The organism is Caminicella sporogenes DSM 14501 (genome assembly GCF_900142285.1).
In the GTDB taxonomy this organism is placed as follows: domain Bacteria; phylum Bacillota; class Clostridia; order Peptostreptococcales; family Caminicellaceae; genus Caminicella; species Caminicella sporogenes.
On sequence record NZ_FRAJ01000008.1, the window covers coordinates 13,610 to 34,069 of the forward strand.

The following is a 20,460-nucleotide window of genomic DNA, read 5'->3' on the forward strand; positions in this document are numbered from 1 at the left end:
AGACCAGACTTATTAACAACGTCTGGTCTTTCTTTCTTATTCAACTTTTTCTAATTTTATTCCAGTTTCATGACCATTTAAATCTTGTTTTTCAAAGCTATTATCAGATACTCTTTCAATACTTACTGCTAAAGTTTCTTCCATAATGTATTTTTTATGAATTTCTACTGCATTAGCTATTTCGTCATCTCCATCAAAGAATATTTTGATATTATCCATCATCTCATATCCATTATTTTTTCTCATTTGCTGTACTTTTGATATAAATTCTCTAGCATATCCTTCATTTATAAGCTCTGGTGTAAGAGTTGTATCAAGAATAACAAATAGATTGTTTGCCATTTCAACTGTAAAGCCTTCTTTAGCTGAAATAGTAATTTGCACAAGGTCTTTAGTCACTTCAATATCTTCTCCATCAAGATTTACTGTAACACTTTCACCAGCTTCAATTTTAGGTGCCACTTTTGAACCATCTAATTCAGCTAGTGCTTTGCCAAACAACTTAATCTTTGCTCCAAGCTTAGGTCCAGCTTCTCTAAAGTTTGGTTTTAAACTAAAATTCATAAATTCCTTTAAGTCTTTAGCAAATACTACTTCTTTAACATTTAATTCTTCTTTAATAAGAGGAACTAAATCTGAAATTATTTGTTCATATTTACCGTCTATCATAACTTTTGCGATTGGCTGACGAACTTTTATCTTTACTGATTCTCTTGCTGCTCTACCAAGTCCTACTAAATCTCTTACTAAATCCATTTTTTCCTCAAGTTTTAAATCTATAAGCTCCTCATTTGCCACTGGATAATCGCTTAAATGTACAGATAACTCTCCAGTTAATTTTTTATAAATTTCTTCTGATAAATACGGTGCAAATGGAGCAACCATTTGACATACTCCTACTAATATTTCAAATGTCGTATTATAAACCGACTTTTTATCTTCTGTAAGCTCTGTAGCCCAGAAACGTCTACGAGAACGTCTAATATACCAGTTTGATAAATCCTCATTTACAAATTCTTGAATCTTTCTAACAGCTTTAGTTAAATCAAATACTTCTAAATCTTGCATTACAGCCTTAAGAAGACTGTTATACTTAGATAAAATCCATCTGTCAAGTTCTGGTCTATCTTTGTATTCTACAAAAAATTCTCTTGGGTCTAACTCATCTGTATTTGCATATAAAGTAAAGAAATTATATACATTTTTAATCGTACTGAAAAATTTACTTTGAACTTCCTTTAATCCTTCTTCATCAAATTTAGTTGGCGTCCATGCAGGAGATACATAAAGAAGATACCATCTAAGTACGTCTGCACCATATTTATCAAATAATTCAAATGGGTCTACTGTATTACCTCTAGACTTAGACATCTTTCTTCCTTCTTTGTCTAATATAAGGTCATTAACTAAAACTCTCTTATATGGTGATTTTCCTGTTACAAATGTTGATACTGCAAGTAGTGAATAGAACCAACCTCTAGTCTGGTCTATACCTTCACAAATAAAGTCTGCCGGGAATAATTCATCAAAGAAGTTTTCTTTATTTTCAAATGGATAATGATGCTGTGCAAATGGCATTGAACCGCTGTCAAACCAACAGTCGATAACATCAGTTACCCTTGTCATTACTCCACCACATTTTTCACATTTGATGTGAATTTCATCTACATATGGTCTATGAAGCTCTATAGATTCATCTATATCTTCAATTGCCTTTTCAACTAATTCCTTCCTAGAACCTATACTTTCTACATGACCACATTCACATCTCCATAAATTAAGTGGAGTACCCCAATATCTGCTTCTAGAAATAGCCCAGTCATTCAAATTCTCAAGCCAGTTTCCAAAACGCTTTTCTCCTACATAACTTGGATACCACTCTACTGTATTATTATTTTCAATAAGTTTATCTTTAAGCTTTGTCATTTCAATATACCAGCTTGGCTTAGCATAATATAAAAGCGGTGTCTTACATCTCCAGCAGTGAGGATAATTATGAGCCATTTTTTGCTTTTTATAAAGCTTACCCTCTGCATGAAGCCATTTGATAATTTCTATATCTGCATCTAATACAAACATACCTTCCCAAGGAGTAGCAGTATATTTACCATCTTCATTCACTGGTTGAAGTACAGGTAAGTTATATCTTTTACCAGTATTGTAGTCATCTTCACCAAAAGCAGGTGCAGTATGAACTATACCTGTACCATCTTCAGTAGTTACATAATCTGCACAAGTTACAAAAAAGGCTTTTTTATCAGGTTTTACAAATGGCATTAATTGCTCATATTCCATATATTCTAAGTCTTTACCTTTAAATTCTTCTAGTACTTCATACTCACCTTCTATTACATCAGGTGCTAAAGTTTTTGAAACATAATATATCTCTCCAGTTTTCTCAGATTTTACCTTTATATATATTTCATCTGGATTTACTGTCAATGCAACGTTAGAAGCTAAAGTCCAAGGAGTAGTAGTCCATACTAAAAAGTATTCATCTTTACCTTTTACTTTAAATTTAACAACTACTGTATTACTCTTTATTTCTTGATAACCTTGTGCAACTTCGTGGCTCGCAAGTCCCGTACCACATCTAGTACAATATGGAAGTATCTTATGTCCTTCATATATTAATCCTTCTTTATAGAATTTATCGAGAATCCACCAAATAGTTTCAATATAATCATTATCTAATGTAATATAAGCATTCTCAAGGTCAATGGCATAAGCCATTCTCTTAGTCATTTCTCTCCATAAACTTTCATATTTAAATACTGACTCTCTACATTTTTGATTGAACTTATCTATTCCGTAGTTTTCAATGTCCTGCTTATTTTTTAAGTTTAATTCTTTTTCCACTTCGATTTCAACAGGAAGTCCGTGAGTATCCCAACCAGCTTTTCTCTTTACCTTATACCCCTTCATAGTTTTATATCTACAAACGGAATCTTTAAGAGTTCTTGATATAACATGATGTATACCCGGTCTACCATTTGCAGTTGGCGGTCCTTCATAAAATACAAATGATGGACTGTCTTCACGAATTTCTACACTTTTCTTTAAAATATCAATTTCATCCCAAAATTCAGATATTTTCTTTTCATTTTCACTGACAGAAAGATTTGATAATTCTTCAAATTTTTTCATTCGCTCTGCCCTTCCTTTCTACATTATTAGTTTTAAATTACAAACTAGAAATTATAAGTTGTAAAATAAAAATCCCTAAGCCACAAAGACTTAGGGACGGATTTTTTCCGCGGTACCACCCAAATTATAGGATAAATTTCCTATCACTCATTAGAATTTAACGCATATCTGCGAGATACCCTACTATTATTTCAGGTATCTAGCTCTGAGGTGATTTTCATAAAGGCGTACGCTGATAATCTCTCACCAACTGATTATCTCTCTGTAAGCGACTATCCTTTACTACTCTCCTCTTCACTGCCATTAACAATATTTATTTTTAATAATAATATATCAAAATATACCCATTTGTCAAAAATTTTTTTTAAAATTCTGCATTTCTTGGTGTTCTAGGGAATGGTATTACATCTCTGATATTTGCCATGCCTGTCAAATACATTATCATTCTTTCAAATCCTAAACCATAACCAGCATGCTTAACTCCACCATATTTTCTAAGTTCTAAATACCACCAATAATCTTCTTTATTTAATCCCATCTCTTCCATTCTCTTTTCAAGTACATCTAATCTCTCTTCCCTTTGACTTCCTCCAATTAATTCTCCTACTCCCGGTACAAGTAAATCCATAGCTGCAACTGTTTTTCCATCATCATTAATTCTCATGTAAAATGCCTTTATATCCTTTGGATAGTCAGTAACAAACACAGGCTTTTTAAATACTTCTTCAGTTAAATATCTTTCGTGCTCTGTTTGGAGGTCACATCCCCACTCTACAGGATACTCAAATTTCTTATCTGCATTTTTTAATATATCTATAGCTTCAGTATAAGAAACTCTTCCAAATTCAGAATTTACAACATTATTTAATCTATCTACTAAACCTTTATCTATAAATTTATTAAAAAATTCTATTTCTTCAGGAGCATTTTCCATAACGTATTTAATAATATATTTAACCATATCTTCTGCAAGTTCCATATCATCATTTAAATCTGCAAAAGCTATTTCTGGCTCAATCATCCAGAATTCTGAAGCATGTCTTGCAGTATTAGAATTTTCAGCTCTAAATGTAGGTCCAAAAGTATATACATTTCTAAAGGCAAGAGCATATATTTCAGCTTCTAATTGTCCACTTACAGTTAAATTAGTTTCCTTTCCAAAAAAATCTTTTGAAAAATCTATCTTTCCTTCTTTATCTCTTGGTATGTTATTCAAATCCACTGTCGTTACTCTGAACATTTCCCCTGCACCTTCACAGTCACTTCCTGTTATTATGGGAGTATGAACGTAAACAAAACCTCTATCTTGGAAAAATTTATGAATTGCATACGCCGCTAGTGAACGAACTCTAAATACTGCTGAAAAAGTATTACTTCTTGGTCTTAAATGAGCTATTTCTCTCAAAAACTCAAAAGAATGTCTTTTCTTTTGCAAAGGATAATCTTTTTCACAACTAGCTTCTAAAATTATCTTTGAAGCCTTAACTTCAAATGGTTGCTTTGCTTCTGGAGTAGCAACAAGTTTTCCTTCTACAATAATTGCCGAACTAATTCCAAATTTTGATACCTCTTTAAAATTATCTAAGTTATCTTCAAATACTATTTGTATGTTTTTAAAAAAAGTTCCGTCATTAAGCTCTATAAAGCCAAAAGATTTTGATGCCCTTACTGTTCTAATCCATCCAGATACTACTATATCTTTGTCTATATACTTTTCAGTTTCTCTATAAATATCTTTTACTAAAACTGATTTCATAATATATACCTCCTCCTTATTTTTTTGTAAACATTAAATATAATATACTTTAATTAAATTTAAGCCTTACTAACACCTAATAAACCAAATTAAAACTAAATTTTATCAATATCGTAAAATCACATTTCTAAGCTATTTAACCTTAATCTGATTTATAAATATAAAAACCTTTCATCCCAAAAAGGGACGAAAGGTTACATTCCGCGGTGCCACCCTCATTGTCATATGAAATGACCAACTTTAACCAGTACTAAAATTAATACTGTCCAATAGATAACGGTTTGGCTCCGTCTAAGCCTACTCTCCAATAAATGGATTTCGGTTAGCGACTCAGAGATGTTCTTCAATATAGGTTTCGTATCGGCCTCCCACCACCACCGACTCGCTTATACTACCTCCTATATCTACTCTTCTCATCGTCGTCATTTTGCAGTATATTTTTTATAGGTATTATATCATCTTTATCTAAAATTATCAAAGGGTTTATATCATTTTTTCCAAAAAAAATTTATTTATTCACTCCTACTCTTAATTTACGTTTCTTTAATACTTTAGCCACTGAAGAGACTAGAATAATTCCAACAGAAATAGCTCCTCCTATAAATATTGCTTCTGTTCCTATTTCTACAGCTTTATAAAAATCTTGATTTATAAGTTTCTCCATTGAAAGATATATTCCATAGCCCGGTACAAGTGGAACTATACCCGGAATAACAAAAGTTGTTACTGGTTTTTTATCTAATCTTGCAAATATTTCACCTAAAACCCCTATACTAATAGCACCAATAAAATTTGCAAAGGTCATAGATTGAGTTATATTTTTAATAAGCAAATAAACAGTCCATCCCACAGCTCCAGTTATTCCTGCATAAAAAATAGATTTTTTAGGAACATTAAAAAATACTGAAAATCCGACAGTTGAAATAAAAGCAAAAATAAAATCTTTAAAGTAAAGCATTAAACACCCCTCCATTCATATAAATCCAAAGTTTAAGAACAGTACCTACTCCTACAGCTATTGATATTGCGATTATTATTGCTTCTCCAACTCTAGATACTCCTGCAATAAGCTCTCCAGATATAAAATCCCTTAAACCATTTGTAAGTGCTACTCCCGGTACAAGAGGCATTATAGCTCCAACAATTATCATATCTATATTTTCTCCAAGTCCAATAATTTTTGATAAAATTGCAAGTAAAGATATTAAAGCACCACTAGTTGCATTAGCCAAAAAAGATGTCTCACTTAATTTTTCAATTTTTTCATTTACAATTATTCCAATAATTGATACTAAAAAAGCTAAAACAAAATCAACAAATTCTGCTCCAAATAACAGTGCAAAAAAAGCAGAAGCTATTCCTGTAAAAAATCTTCTTATATAAATGGGATATTTTTTATCTTGATCTATTTCTTTTAAAATTTCTAAAGCTTCATCTAAACTCATATCACTATTTACAAATTCTCTTGCAAAATTATTTACTTTAGATATTTTACTAAGATTTATCGTTCTATTTTTTATTCTTTTTATAAAAGTTATCCCATCAAATCTATTCTCAGATATAAATATTCCAGTAGGTGTCACAAAAGAGCTTACATACTTTAAATTTCTAGATTTACATATTATTTTAATTGTATCTTCCGTTCTATAAGTTTCTGCACCATTTTTAAGCAATATTTCACCAGCATATAAAGCTATCCTTAAAATCATTTTTTTATCTTTTTCGCTCATTTAAACAACCCCATTCTAAATATAATTATTTTCGATTATTATATTAAATCACATACTAATGATGCTGACAAGAATTAATTTTTAAATTATTCCATCCTTTTTTTACTATGTATTTACAAATAAAATATACAAAAAATATATCTATATCAACCTTTTATAAAAAAAGAGGTGATAATATGCCTAAAGGACCTATAGAACCTAATGCAGCAAAAGCACTTAATGAAATGAAATATGAAATAGCTCATGAATTAGGTATTATAGATGATATGGAAAAAAATCGAAAAACTTTTAATTCAGGTTCAAATGTCTTATTTGCTGGACATGTTGGAGGTCAAATGACACGAAGACTTATAGAAATGGCTGAAAAAGAGCTTGTAAACAAAAATTCACAAAATAGTGTAAAAGGGTAGAAAAAATTTTTCTACCCTTTTTTTAAATTTGAATTATAAACTTTTCTGTTATGAAGTATCCAAATTTTATCTGAAAAATCTCCAGAATTAATTCCTTCTATAGCTTTTTGCATATCAAACATTCTTGCATCTATTATATCTAAGTAATGAAGTAATTCTGCCTCTGGTATCATTGGTCTTTTAGGACTTCCAAATTCTGGCTCATAGTGATGAGAAAGAACCATATGTTGTAAAAGCATAGATATTTCTTCATCAGCTCCTATTTTAGTTGCTACTCTATCTATCTTTTTTATTCCCTGTATTATATGTCCTAAAAGTTGTCCTTCACTTGAATAATCCGATACTATTCCAAGTTTATTAGCTTCCATTTCATCAACCTTTGCTATATCATGAAGTATTACTCCTGCAAACAACAAGTCAGTATTAAGATGAGTATACACTTCACTCAATCTTTCAGCTGATTTAAGCATTGTAAGTATATGGTATAAGAGTCCACTTCTAACTGCATGATGATTTATCTTTGCAGCAGGATAAAATAAAAGTTTATCTTTACTTTCATAAATAATACTTTCAACTATCTTCTTTATATCTTGATTTTCTATTTTTTCAATATATTTAACTACTTCATCAAACATATACTGCGGATTTTGAGGTGCACATAAAACATAATCTTCAATATTTAGATTATCTTCTTTCGTTGCATGTCTAATTTTTACTATTTTAAGCTGTAATCGACCTTGCCACTCTATTACATTTCCCCTAACTTTTATCAGTTGGTATTGTAAATACTTTTCTTCATCTTCTTTCGTACATTCCCATAATTTTGCATTAATCTCCCCTGTATTGTCAATCAATGTAAAATCCATGTAATTTTTATTATTACTAGAAGTTTTAACTTCTACAGATTTTATTAAGAAAAATCCTTCTATATAATCTCCATTTTGAAATTCTATTATTTTTTTTATTTCCATAATATATCTCTCCATTTAATTTATAATCATTTTATATTATAACATCTTGTAAATACATATAAAGTAGTAAATAATATTATTTTTTAAATTTGAAAACGTTATCATCTTCAGTTTGATAATAATTTAATATATAATTCTTATATATTCATCAAATTATCAAAAAGGAGGATATACATGAAAAAGCCTACGGTACTTATGATTTTAGACGGATTTGGCTTAAACGAAAAAAGTTATGGCAATGCAATTAAACAAGCTAACACACCAAATCTTGATAGATATTTTGAAAAATATCCTAATAATATAATTCATGCTAGCGGTATGAACGTTGGACTTCCAGAAGGACAAATGGGAAACTCTGAAGTAGGTCATTTGAATATAGGTGCTGGAAGAATCGTTTATCAAGATTTTACTCGTATAAGCAAATCTATAAAAGATGGAGATTTCTTTAAAAATGAAGTCTTACTTGAAGCATTGGAAAATGTAAAAAAACACGATTCAACTCTTCACCTTTGGGGGCTTTTATCTGATGGAGGTGTTCACAGTCACAATACACACCTTTATGCATTATTACAACTTGCAAAGGACAATGGAATTGAAAAAGTATATGTACACGGATTTTTAGACGGTCGTGATGTTCCGCCTTCAAGTGCTGTAAAATATATTGAAGAATTAGAAGCAAAAATGAAAGAAATCGGTATAGGAAAGATTGCAACTGTTTCAGGACGTTACTATGCAATGGACCGCGATAAAAGATGGGAAAGAACTAAACTTGCTTATGATGCACTGGTATTAGGTCAAGGTGAAAAGGCTAATTCAGCCATAGAAGCTGTAAAAAATTCTTATGCTCAAAACGTAGTAGATGAATTTGTAAAGCCAACAGTTATTATGGAAAATAACTGCCCCATTGCAACTGTATTACCTAACGATTCAGTAATCATGTTTAACTTTAGACCAGACAGAGCTAGACAAATTACAAGAGCTTTTGTAGACCCTGAATTTGATGGTTTTGATAGAAGCAAAGGATTTTTCCCTATACATTATGTATGTATGACTCAATATGATGCTTCAATGCCAAATGTCTTCATAGCCTATCCACCACAAAAATTAAAAAATACTTTTGGTGAATATATTGCTAATAAAGGGTTAAAACAACTTAGAATCGCTGAAACTGAAAAATATGCTCATGTTACTTTCTTCTTTAATGGAGGAGTTGAAGAACCTAATAAAAACGAAACAAGAATATTAATCCCTTCACCAAAGGTTGCGACTTATGATATGAAACCTGAAATGAGTGCTTATGAAGTAACTGAAAGACTCATCGAAGAAATTAATAAGGATATATATGATGTAATCATTGTAAACTATGCAAATCCTGATATGGTTGGTCATACTGGAAATCTAGAAGCTGCTATAAAGGCTATAGAAGTTGTAGATGAATGTGTAGGAAAAGTTGTTGATACTGTATTAGAAAAAGATGGACAGATACTTATTACTGCTGACCATGGAAATTCTGATGAAATGCTTGATGAAGAAGGTAATGTCATTACTGCTCATTCTACAAATCCTGTACCTATCATACTTATAAATGCAGCTGAAAATTTTTCACTTGCTGAAGGTAAATTATGTGATATAGCACCAACATTACTTCATTTAATGGGAATTCCTAAACCTGAAGAAATGACAGGTAAATCACTACTACTTGAACCTGCATATGCTACTGAAGAAGTTACTGCATAATTTAAAAAACAAAAATTTTTGAATGTAGATTTAATTAAAAATGTACTCTATAAAGTAAGTAAACAAAAAATGCTTTATAGGAGTACATTTTTAATTTTTTATATATTTAGCCGTACATAATAACACAATAAAATAACTTTTATACATACTTTTATCAAACTTAATTTTTTAAATTACAATTTTTCCTTTATCTGTATTGTTAATCTAATAACTATAATTATGTTATAATTAACTTTGCAAATATAAAATTACTAGAGGTGATTTTATGAATTCTATCAAGAAATACATACCCGGAATTATTTTTGTCTTATTTATAGCTATTTTATCTATTTTTGTAAATAATTTATTGAAAGATTTTATTAACCTTGAAGCTCTTACCATAGCAATTATTATAGGTATTTTTTATAATAATACTATTAAAACTCAAGATATTTTCAAAGAAGGAGTTAATTTTTCTTTAAAAAAACTACTTAAAATTGGAATTGTACTATTAGGTTTTAAACTAAATATTTATGCAATTTTAAAACTTGGTCCTAAAATAATTACTATGGTAATAATTTATGTTCCAACAGCCTTAATTTTATCAATATTTATAGGAAATATATTAAAAGTAAATAAAAAATTATCTACTTTGATAGGTGTTGGTTCTTGTATTTGTGGTGCATCTGCTGTAGTTGCTTTATCGCCTTGTATAAAAGCTGATGAAGATGATTCAGTAATTGCTGTATCAATAGTTAGCTTTTTAGGTGCAATAGGAGTTTTAATTTATTCAGCTATTGCTGCTAGTGGAATGAATTTAACTGCCATCCAATACGGTGCTTGGTCTGGACTAACTCTTCATGGAGTTGCACATGCTCTAGCTGCTGCATTTGCTTTAGGAGATACTTCAGGTGAAATCGGGACTTTCGTAAAAATGACAAGAGTACTTATGATTGTACCTGTTTCATTGACCTTAAGCTTCTTTTTTAACAAAGATGGTAACGGTCAAAAAGCTAAATTTCCTATTTATGTTTTATATTTCATTTTAGCTGGAATCATTAATTCTATTGGCATAATACCTATAAATATAATTAAAATTTTAACCAAAACAAGCTCTCTATTAATATTAATGGCTATGACTGCCATGGGGCTTTCAGTTAATTTCAAAAATATATTAAATAAAGGTATGAAAGCTTTAATAGCTGCAACTTTGCTCTTTAGTATACTTTCAAGTATAAGTCTTTTTTCAATTTTAAAAGTTTTATAAACAACAAAAGCAAGGAATTTTCAAATCATATTCCTTGCTTTTTAATTTCATTTTTATTTATTATTTTTAGGTTCTCCAACCTCTATTGGATTAGACTTATCCATACTCCATTCATACCATCCACCGTCATATACAGCAATATCTTTCCAGCCCATTAAATAAGCAGCAAAAAATGCTTCACTTGCCCTCCAGCCTGTACCACAATAAAATACAACTTTTTTGTCAGGAGTAATTCCCCATTCTTCCCAATTTTTTGCTATTTCGTGGAAATTACGCATTGTATTATCAATATTTCTATAATCCTCCATGTGATATGGGTCTGAACCAGCATGTCCCCATACTGCTCCAGCTATATGTCCCTTTGGTTTAATATAGCTATACCCTTTTGTTTTTCCTATATATTCTTCCCAACTACGTACACTTACAAGTACTGCATTTTTATCTGCAAGAATTGATTTTACTTTTTGAATATCAATTATATATTCCGGTTTAGCAGGAACTTTTACACCAAACTCTTTTACAGGAGTTGGTTTATTAGTTTTAGTTTCTATTTCAAAACCTGCATCTAACCATGCTTTAAAACCACCATCTAAAAGCCTTACATCTTTAACTCCGGCATACATCATAATAGAAGCTGCACGAGCTGCTGCCATATTATCAGCACCGTACAATATCACCGTTGTATCATAAGTAATACCATTTCGCAATAACATTTTTTCAATATCTTCATCTGAAACTTTATTCCATAAAGGCTCTTTTTCAATTTCATTAGTATCTAAATGTATTGCTCCCGGTATATGTCCCTTATTATAATCTTTTGGCTTTCCCCAACTCACTTCAAAAATTTTATACCTTTTTCCTCGATAAGTTTCTGGTTTTTTACCATTTATCAAATCATTTATCCAACCAGCATATACTAATTTTTCATAGTTTGCTAATCTATCCATTGGTAGACTTTCATCTAAAGCCCATGCTAATAATCCACCTTCTAAATATAGTACTTTTTTATATCCTAATTCTCTTAAAATCTCAACCATTTCACTAACTTTTTCTCCTTTTGCATCATAAAGTAAAATAGTTTTATCAGAAGTAATCCCTTTTGATTTTAAAAGATTTTTCAATTCATCATCATTTATTCTCTTTCCTTCATCATTAAAAATCCAAGAAAATGGAAAATCTACTGCTCCTTTAATATGACCTCCCCTTTTCTCCCCATTTAATTTCCATCCATTATATTCTGCTATACTACGTATATCTACTATAACTAAACCTTTTTCTCCTAATCTTTCTGATAATTCTTTAACATTTATAGTATTTTTGACTTCTTCTGATTTTAAATTTGTATTAGACTTGTCAACTGTTTTTTCATATTTACCATTACTACATCCGCTTAACAAACCAAACATAAGTAACAAAACTACTGTTAAAGCAATTAATTTAAATCTCTTGTTCATTTCTTATTGCCTCCAATCATGATTATGTTAATTTTTCATCATTAATACTAACAAAGGGATTAGCTAGATTCAAATAAATATATTTTATAACTTTTTAATACCTATAAATTTATTTTATAATGCTATTTGCAATATAAAATTTTTTCTCAAAAATTCATAACTTTATTTAACTAATTTAAAACTAAAACAAATATAATATTAGTCCAACTTGGTATATTCCAAATCGCAAATTTCAAAATCATTTTTACAAAAACAACCAGTTTAAAAAAATTAATAATACAAAAACTATTTATACCAATTAAGTTTATAAGGAGTTGTTATTATGGCTAAAAGAAATAATGTTTCTCCTGAAGCACGTATGGCTTTTCAACAGTTAAAAGAAGAAATAGCTAGAGAATTGGGAGTCTATGATACTGTCAAAAAACACGGTTGGGGAGAAGTTTCTTCAAGAAATTGTGGAAATATTGTAAAAAAAGCTTTAGAAAAGAAACTAAAATAACATTAAAAAGATTATCATTTCACTACCTAAAAAAAATTTTAAAAAAACAAGAATACCTTGCTAAATGGTATTCTTGTCTTTGTTTTATTCATAATCAAATACAGTATTTACCCTTGCCGTTATTTCTATTAAACCTGATTGTATAATAGTAGTCGTATCTACTGCTTCCATATATGTACGTTCAACAGGATATGCATAACCATAACTTTCTTCTGTTATTTTAATTGGTATCATATTAACTTTAACTTTTAAAGTATGTTCTATACTTCTAGCTTTTTCAATCGTATTTAATATAGCAAGATTTAAAGCCTCATTATAATATGTATCTGGCTGTGCTATACTAAATTTAATACTTTCCACAATGTTTGCACCGCTATCTATTGCTGTATCTATAATTTCTCCAATTTTTTCTAAATTCCTTATCGTTATTGTAAGTTTATTAGTTACTTTAAATCCTCTAAAAACTTTCTTTCCTCCTTCATAATCATATTGAGGTTCTATCGAAAAAGTTTCTGTCTGTAAATCATCATCATCAATTCCCATTTCTTTTAATACCTCAAGTACTCTTTCAACCTTTCTAGAATTTTCAATTTTGGCAACTTCTAATTCTTCATTTTCTGTTATAACTCCTAAAGTAACAGTAGCAACATCTGGCTTTACTTTAACAGTTCCCTTACCTTCCAATTCTAAAATATAACTACATCTTTTTTCTTCTTTACTTTCTTTTATTTCTTTTTTCATCTTTTCTTTTTCATATCTCTTGACATCATGTTTTTTAAATGGATTTTTATATGAATAATCATAAGAATACTTTGCCGATGTTTTTTTAAACATAATCCAAATCACCTCTCAGTTAATTGTCCTTATAGCAATATTATTCATGTAATTCCTAAAATATCTCTAAAATATTATAGAAAATAATTGTTTTTTCAAAAAAAGTAATAAGCCCCTTAATTTAAAGGGGACTTGATTTAATATTTTGGCAATCTTATAGTAAATTTTGTACCTTTTCCTTCTTCACTTTGCACAGTTATCTCTCCATCATGAGCCTTTATAAGCATCTTCGCTATAGTAAGTCCAATACCTGCTCCACCCGTCTTTCGACTCCTAGATTTTTCACTTCGATAAAGCCTTTCAAATATATATGGCAAATCTTTTTCCGGTATACCTATACCATTATCTTCAACACTAATAATTATATTATCGCTCTCATCCTTTAAAACTACTTTAACTGTTCCACCAGCTTCAGTAAATTTTAATGCATTTGATAAAAGATTTATTATTACTTGACTAATTTTATCTCTATCTCCATTTATAAAAATATTTTCTTTAATATCATCTTTGATTACAATATTTTTTTTATCAAATTCATATCTAAATCCTTCTATAATTTCCCTTAATAACTTTGATATTTCAAATTCCTTCACATCTAAAATTATCTCATGACTTTCTATATCAACAAGATACTTAAGCTGCTTTACTAATTTCATCAATCTATCTACTTCATTTTTAAATATTATCATTCTTTCCTTAGTCGGCTGCCATACACCGTCTATTATGGCTTCAACATGACTTTTTAATATTGTAAGAGGCGTTCTTAACTCATGAGCAATATCTGTAGTAAGTCTTTTTCTAAGTTTTTGCTGTTCTTTTAAAGATTTAGATAAATGATTTATCGATTTTGAAAGTTCCGAAAGTTCCTCTATCTTATTTTCTTCTTCAATTTTTATATCTAAATTACCATTACTTATAGCATTTGAAGCCTCTATTATTTTTAAAATAGGTCTTGTAAACAGTTTTGAAAAATAAATCCCTAAAATAATTGCCACTACAATTGAAAAGAATGCAGCATACATTATTGCTTTATTAATATCTTTTGTAAATTCTACTTCCCTTTCGGATACCATAAATGGACCAATATATCCTATCTCAATATATCCTACTATTTTACCTTTATCTTTTAACTCAAAGCTTTTTATTTTATATTCCCCATTATTTATATTAAAATTTTTATTTAAATTTCTTCTGCTCATAAAGCCTTTGCCCATTCTGCCCATCATCTTCATATGCATTTTCATCATATTTCTTTTCATATGATGGGTAAATATTATATTTCCATTATTATCCTTAATAGTTAAGTCAAAATTACTTATAAAAGGCGATGCTTCGATATTTAAAAAGCTTTCTTCATTCCAACCTCCATTAACTCGATAGGACTCTTTAACATGTCTAACTATTTGATTTATTCTATTTTCCTGCTCGCTTTTCAAATAATAATCAAACTTTTGAAATAAAGTAATATTTGTTATTATACTAACAATAGCTATAGAAAATATCGTTCCAATTAAAATAAATAATGTTAACCTCGTTCTAAGTTTATTAAACATATTATCACCCTACAAATTTATATCCTATACCATAAACGGTTTTTATATACTTAAACTGTTCATCATCAATTTTATGTCTTATATTTTTTATATGTACATCGATTGTCCTATCATATCCTTCATAGTCAAACCCTAAAATCTTCGTAACAAGTTCTTCTCTGCTAAATACTCTGCCAATATTTCTAATAAATAAAGCTAGTATATCAAATTCCGTAGGTGTCAACTTTACAACTTTACCTTTTTTCTTTACTTCCATCTTTTTTAAATCTATTTCTAAATCTCCATTATTAATTTCTATTATATCTGCCTTTACTTCATCTTGTCTTGTTCTCCTTAAAATAGCATTTATTCTAGCTACAAGCTCCTTTGGACTAAATGGCTTTATCATGTAATCATCTGCCCCTATATTTAAACCCATAACCCTATCATCTTCCTCTACTTTTGCTGTCAACATGAGTATAGGAACTTTAGACTTAATCCTAATTTTTTTACATATTTCTTCACCTGAGATATCTGGAAGCATAAGGTCTAATACTATTAAATCTATATCTTTATTTTCAAATATATTTAAAGCTTCTTTACCATCAAAAGCACTATAAACTGTATATCCATCTTTTTCTAAATATGCTTTAACAACACTTACTATTTGCTGCTCATCATCTACTACTAATATAGTCTCTTTTTCTTTATTCATAAAACCACCCCAACGCCTATTTATAGTTAGATATATTATATACCATTTTTATGAAGAAATTATGAATAAAAAATTTTTAATTAAATGTATTACTTTTTTAAATATTTTATTTTTATTTGACATTATCATTAAATTGTGCTAAATTATTGATTATAATTTAATAAGTATTACCTCATCTCTCCACGAGGTGAGGTAGAGGCGCGATGTCTAATAGTACCTATATGGAGGTCGGAAACCTAAGAAGTATAGGGAAAGGAGCCATCGCCGAAGTCTTAGGCACCCAAAGTCTAAGGCTGGGCCTGCATCGAATAGGTGTAGGACTGTCATCAGGATAAAAAAAGCCCATTATCCTGATGGAGAGCTATCTCACGCTGGGCTAAAAGGAGGGATAGGTATGTCTGCTTTTTTGTTGTGCACATTTTGCACCTGACACACCTGTCAGGTGTTTTTTATTGCCAAAAATAAGTAATTAATTTTCATTATAAATCATGTAAAAATTAAGGAGGCTATAAAAATGCATTATAGATGGCTATCAATTATTCCACCAATATTAACAATACTTTTGTCATTGATTACTAAAGAAGTTTTCTTATCTCTATTTATAGGAGTACTTGTAGGAGCTACTATTATTACTCATAATCCTTTAACAGGTTTCACTGATACATTAAATACTTATATAGTAGGTTCTTTAACTGATTCTTGGAATGTTTCAATATTAATTTTCTGCCTTTCAATAGGAGGACTTATTGGAATATTAAGTAAAAATGGAGGTACAAAAGGTATTTCAAATCTTATAGTTTCCAAAGCTAAAAATAGTAAATCTACATTATTTTCTACATGGCTTATGGGGATGCTTATATTCTTTGATGATTACGCTAATTCACTAATCGTTGGAAGTACAATGAGAAGCATTACCGATAAAATGAAAGTTTCTAGAGAAAAATTAGCTTATATAGTAGACTCAACAGCTGCTCCCGTTTCAAGTATAGCACTCATTTCAACATGGGTAGGATTTGAAACAGGTTTAATTAAAGATGGGCTTTCAAGCATAAATGTAGACTTAAATGCTTATACTGTATTTTTACAGACAATTCCATACAGATTTTATAGTTTATTAACTCTTGCATTTGTTCTTATAATTATATTCATTGGCAAAGACTTCGGACCAATGGCTAGAGCTGAAAGAAGAACTTATTTAACGGGAAAAGTTTTAGACGATAATGCAACCCCTTTAGTGTCTGATGAAGTTTCCTCACTAGAATCAAATACAAGTGTAGAAAGATGGTATAATGCCGTAATTCCAATTCTTTCTGTTATAATAATTACTATTATAGGATTGTATATAAATGGTGGAGGACTGAAAGGTGCAAGTTTAAAAGATGCATTTGGAAATGCTGATGCAAGTGTTGTATTGCTTTGGGCTTCATTTGGTGGAACTATTGTTGCAGCTTTAATGAGCCTTGCTCAAAGAATACTTTCTTTAAAAGAAATTATGGAAGCATGGGTTGCCGGACTTAAATCAATGACAGTAGCTTCAATAATACTAGTACTAGCATGGGCTTTAGGTTCTGTAAATGACAAACTTGGTACTTCTCAATTTATTGTAGATATTACTAAAGGTTCTCTACCTCATTATTTACTACCAGTTGTAATGTTTATAATTCCAGCTATTGTTGCTTTTGCAACAGGTTCATCATGGGGTGCAAATTCTATTGTAATGCCTCTTGCTATAAATTTAGCATATCAAATTGGTGGCATAGATATGTTAATCCCAACAATAGGTTCTGTTTTAACTGGTGCAGTACTCGGAGACCACTGTTCACCTATTTCAGATACTACCATTATGTCTTCAATGGCTAGTGCATGTGACCACATAGCTCATGTTAAAACTCAAATGCCTTATGCTATGGCAGTAGGAATAGTTTCTATTTTAATAGGTTTTATACCTGCTGGATTTGGTTTCAATCCTTATATTTCATTAATTTTAGGAATTGTAACTTTAATAGCATTAGTCAATTTAATTGGTGTAAAACCTACAGATGAAAAAAGATTATCTATGATTCCCATTCAAAGTACAAACAAATAAAGTATAAATAAATTTAAAAGACAAAACATCCTAAATTAATATTGGATGTTTTGTCTTTTAAATTTGCATCAAAACTATATTCTGAATAGTTCAAAATATTAAAACTATGTTTATATATTACGTAATTGGGTATTTTATAATTGTAAATTTAATAAAAATTTTTAAGGAGGTTTTTTCTTTATGTTAGTTGGAAAAAAAGCACCTAATTTTAAAACAAAAGCTTTTATCAATGGTGAAATTAAAGAAATAAGTTTAGAAGATTTTAAAGACAAATGGGTAGTATTATGTTTCTATCCCGGAGACTTTACATTTGTTTGACCTACAGAATTATCAAGCATAGCAGTTCGCTATAACGAATTAAGAAATTTAAATGTAGAAGTACTTGCAGTAAGTGTTGACAGCGTCTTTTCTCACAAAGTTTGGAATGAAACTGAATTATCTAAAATGGTAGATGGTGGTATTCCTTATCCTATGCTTTCTGACCAAGGAGGAAATATAGGAAAATTATATGGAGTATATGATGAAGAAATCGGAGTAGATATAAGGGGCAGATTTTTAATAGACCCAAATGGAATTATTCAAGCTGCTGAAATATTAACTCCTCCAGTTGGAAGAAATCCTGAAGAATTAATAAGACAAATCAAAGCATATCAGCATCATTTTAATACTAATGAAGTAATGCCTTCTGGATGGACTGAAGGAGAAAAAACACTAAAACCATCTACTGAATTAGCTGGTAAAGTTTGGGAACAGTGGAAGCCAGAAAAATAAACATTAAATAGATTAAATAGGAGATAGATAAGTTCATCTATCTCCTTATTTTATTATATCTACAAATTCAGCACCAGTAACTTTTGCCAATTCATCTACTTCAAGTTCAATTTGAATTCCTATTTTTCCACCACTAACTATAATCTTTTCTATATTTAAAGCACTTAAATCTATAAAAGTTTTATAATGTTTTTTCATTCCTATTGGTGAACAACCACCTCTTATATATCCTGTAAGCTTTAAAATATCTTTAACTGATACCAACTCTACTTTCTTTTCTCCAGCTGCCTTTGCTGCTTTCTTCAAGTCTAGCTCTGTATTTACAGGTACTATAAAAACATATATATTCTTACTATTTCCCTTTACTACAAGTGTCTTATATACAACATCTGGCTCTTTACCGATTTTCTTAGCAACAGACATTCCATCTATCTTTCCATCATTATTATCATAAGTAATCATATTATAATTTATCTTTTTTTGTTCTAAAATTCGCATGGCATTTGTCTTTTTAATTTTCATATTCTACACACTTCCCCATTTAACTATCTACATTTAATCATTTAATCATTAAATTAATGTACAGCCTTTTTGAGAACTTCTAAATTCTCATACATAACAGATATATAATCTTTACCTTTCTCCATATCCTCTTTGGTCATACCTCCTATAGGATTTAGCACAGCCGTCTTTGCTCCAGTTTCAACAGCTATAACCTTAGCTAGTTTTGGACTTGCTAAAGTTTCAAAAAATATATATTTTATTCCGTACTCATCTACTAGTTTGCTAATTTTAGCCATCTTCGCTGCACTCGGTTCTTCTTGAGGTGATAATCCTGAAATACTAATTTGTTTTAATCCATATCTATCTGCCATATAACCAAAAGCAGCATGAGAAACTACAATATAATCTAATTTTCTATCTTTTAATTCTTTTTTATATTTCTCATCTAATTGTCTTAACTCATCAGCAAATTCTTTAAAATTTTCTTCATAAAATTCTTTATTTTTTTCATCTGCCTTTATAAAAGCATTTTTAATATTTTCTGCTTGTTTAATTGCTCTTATAGGGTCTAACCATATGTGTGGGTCATATATTCCATGATGATGTTTATTTTCTGCATTTGCATGTTCATCATTTCTTTCAAATTTTCTAAGCTCAATTCCTCTTGATGCTTCAACAACTATTAATTTATCATTATTTAAAGAATTTACTAATTTATCTGCCCACATTTCCATATTTACTCCATTGTAAATAAATACATCTGCCTTTTCTAGCTTTGACATGAGCTTTGCTGTTGGCTCCCACTGATGTGGTTCTGCTCCCGGCGGAACCATTAATTTTACATCAACTTTATCTTTTCCTATTTTTTTAGCAAAATCATACATAGGATATATACTTGCATATACTATTAATTTATCTGTATTTTTTTCTATGTTCGATTGTGTTTTAGATTGTGTACTGCATGCAGTTGTCAATAACATCAGTACAGCAACTATAATACTAAAAAATTTTTTTATCATCTTGATTATACTCCCTCCCTAATTCATAAATAAAAAGCCCCATTTAGGA

General features: G+C 29.7%; 16 protein-coding genes, 1 pseudogene, 1 riboswitch and 2 other annotated features. Of the genes and pseudogenes, 6 read left to right on the forward strand and 11 right to left on the reverse strand.

Features of this window, described 5'->3' with window-relative positions; all coding sequences use genetic code 11:
* Positions 1-36 precede the first annotated feature (36 nt).
* The 4 genes from ileS to BUA90_RS05570 all read right to left on the reverse strand — a co-directional run bounded on the left by ileS (position 37) and on the right by BUA90_RS05570 (position 6,633).
* On the reverse strand, positions 37-3,147 hold the full coding sequence (gene ileS / locus BUA90_RS05555; protein ID WP_072966486.1) for an isoleucine--tRNA ligase: 3,111 nt from the start codon (positions 3,145-3,147) through the stop codon (positions 37-39).
* Between the two features lie 89 nt (positions 3,148-3,236).
* Positions 3,237-3,454: a binding site (T-box leader), on the reverse strand.
* A gap of 57 nt (positions 3,455-3,511) precedes the next feature.
* A complete protein-coding gene (gene asnS, locus BUA90_RS05560) occupies positions 3,512-4,903 on the reverse strand; it encodes an asparagine--tRNA ligase (RefSeq protein ID WP_072966487.1) in 1,392 nt (463 codons plus the stop codon).
* Positions 4,904-5,082: 179 nt separating this feature from the next.
* Positions 5,083-5,332, reverse strand: a binding site (T-box leader).
* Positions 5,333-5,411: 79 nt separating this feature from the next.
* Positions 5,412-5,861, reverse strand: a complete 450-nt coding sequence (locus tag BUA90_RS05565; RefSeq protein WP_072966488.1) for a threonine/serine exporter family protein — start codon at positions 5,859-5,861, stop codon at positions 5,412-5,414.
* Entirely contained in the window at positions 5,848-6,633 is a 786-nt protein-coding gene (locus tag BUA90_RS05570; protein WP_072966489.1) for a threonine/serine exporter family protein, read from the reverse strand. The genes BUA90_RS05565 and BUA90_RS05570 overlap by 14 nt, the downstream gene beginning before the upstream one ends.
* Before the next feature lie 176 nt (positions 6,634-6,809).
* Here BUA90_RS05570 and BUA90_RS05575 point away from each other — a divergent pair, with 176 nt between their 5' ends.
* The gene (locus BUA90_RS05575) at positions 6,810-7,043 is read left to right on the forward strand and encodes an alpha/beta-type small acid-soluble spore protein (RefSeq protein ID WP_072966490.1); all 234 of its coding nucleotides are present in this window, start codon (positions 6,810-6,812) and stop codon (positions 7,041-7,043) included.
* Between the two features lie 11 nt (positions 7,044-7,054).
* Here the strand turns inward: BUA90_RS05575 and BUA90_RS05580 are convergent, their stop codons facing one another.
* A complete protein-coding gene (locus BUA90_RS05580; protein ID WP_072966491.1) occupies positions 7,055-8,014 on the reverse strand; it encodes a 3'-5' exoribonuclease YhaM family protein in 960 nt (319 codons plus the stop codon).
* Between the two features lie 174 nt (positions 8,015-8,188).
* Between BUA90_RS05580 and gpmI the strand changes: the two genes are divergently transcribed.
* Positions 8,189-9,751, forward strand: a complete 1,563-nt coding sequence (gene gpmI / locus BUA90_RS05585) for a 2,3-bisphosphoglycerate-independent phosphoglycerate mutase (RefSeq protein ID WP_072966492.1) — start codon at positions 8,189-8,191, stop codon at positions 9,749-9,751.
* Positions 9,752-10,016: 265 nt separating this feature from the next.
* Complete coding sequence (locus tag BUA90_RS05590; protein ID WP_072966493.1) at positions 10,017-10,997, forward strand: YeiH family protein; 981 nt, start codon at positions 10,017-10,019, stop codon at positions 10,995-10,997.
* A 53-nt stretch (positions 10,998-11,050) separates the two neighbouring features.
* On the opposite strand, the gene BUA90_RS05595 is transcribed toward BUA90_RS05590, so the two are convergent.
* Positions 11,051-12,451, reverse strand: a complete 1,401-nt coding sequence (locus tag BUA90_RS05595) for a rhodanese-like domain-containing protein (protein WP_072966494.1) — start codon at positions 12,449-12,451, stop codon at positions 11,051-11,053.
* Positions 12,452-12,773: 322 nt separating this feature from the next.
* On the opposite strand from BUA90_RS05595, the gene BUA90_RS05600 reads away from it, so the two are divergent.
* Positions 12,774-12,950 carry a small, acid-soluble spore protein, alpha/beta type gene (locus BUA90_RS05600; RefSeq protein WP_072966495.1) on the forward strand — a complete coding sequence of 59 codons (177 nt, stop codon included), beginning with the start codon at positions 12,774-12,776 and terminating at the stop codon, positions 12,948-12,950.
* 84 nt (positions 12,951-13,034) lie between these two features.
* Here the strand turns inward: BUA90_RS05600 and BUA90_RS05605 are convergent, their stop codons facing one another.
* The 3 genes from BUA90_RS05605 to BUA90_RS05615 all read right to left on the reverse strand — a co-directional run bounded on the left by BUA90_RS05605 (position 13,035) and on the right by BUA90_RS05615 (position 16,031).
* Complete coding sequence (locus tag BUA90_RS05605; RefSeq protein ID WP_094756752.1) at positions 13,035-13,784, reverse strand: SIMPL domain-containing protein; 750 nt, start codon at positions 13,782-13,784, stop codon at positions 13,035-13,037.
* Between the two features lie 137 nt (positions 13,785-13,921).
* Positions 13,922-15,337, reverse strand: coding sequence for a sensor histidine kinase (locus BUA90_RS05610; protein WP_072966497.1), 1,416 nt, complete (start codon positions 15,335-15,337; stop codon positions 13,922-13,924).
* A gap of 4 nt (positions 15,338-15,341) precedes the next feature.
* The gene (locus tag BUA90_RS05615) at positions 15,342-16,031 is read right to left on the reverse strand and encodes a response regulator transcription factor (RefSeq protein WP_072966499.1); all 690 of its coding nucleotides are present in this window, start codon (positions 16,029-16,031) and stop codon (positions 15,342-15,344) included.
* 185 nt (positions 16,032-16,216) lie between these two features.
* Positions 16,217-16,403, forward strand: a riboswitch (Lysine riboswitch).
* A 142-nt stretch (positions 16,404-16,545) separates the two neighbouring features.
* Between BUA90_RS05615 and BUA90_RS05620 the strand changes: the two genes are divergently transcribed.
* A complete protein-coding gene (locus tag BUA90_RS05620; protein ID WP_072966501.1) occupies positions 16,546-18,117 on the forward strand; it encodes a Na+/H+ antiporter NhaC family protein in 1,572 nt (523 codons plus the stop codon).
* Between the two features lie 186 nt (positions 18,118-18,303).
* Positions 18,304-18,888, forward strand: a pseudogene (prxU, locus tag BUA90_RS05625) (thioredoxin-dependent peroxiredoxin); the annotation flags it as partial.
* 45 nt (positions 18,889-18,933) lie between these two features.
* Here prxU and ybaK read toward each other — a convergent pair.
* Both ybaK and BUA90_RS05635 read right to left on the reverse strand, forming a co-directional pair.
* Entirely contained in the window at positions 18,934-19,404 is a 471-nt protein-coding gene (ybaK, locus tag BUA90_RS05630; protein WP_408608441.1) for a Cys-tRNA(Pro) deacylase, read from the reverse strand.
* 59 nt (positions 19,405-19,463) lie between these two features.
* A complete protein-coding gene (locus BUA90_RS05635) occupies positions 19,464-20,411 on the reverse strand; it encodes a metal ABC transporter substrate-binding protein (RefSeq protein ID WP_072966504.1) in 948 nt (315 codons plus the stop codon).
* Between the last annotated feature and the right edge of the window lie 49 nt (positions 20,412-20,460).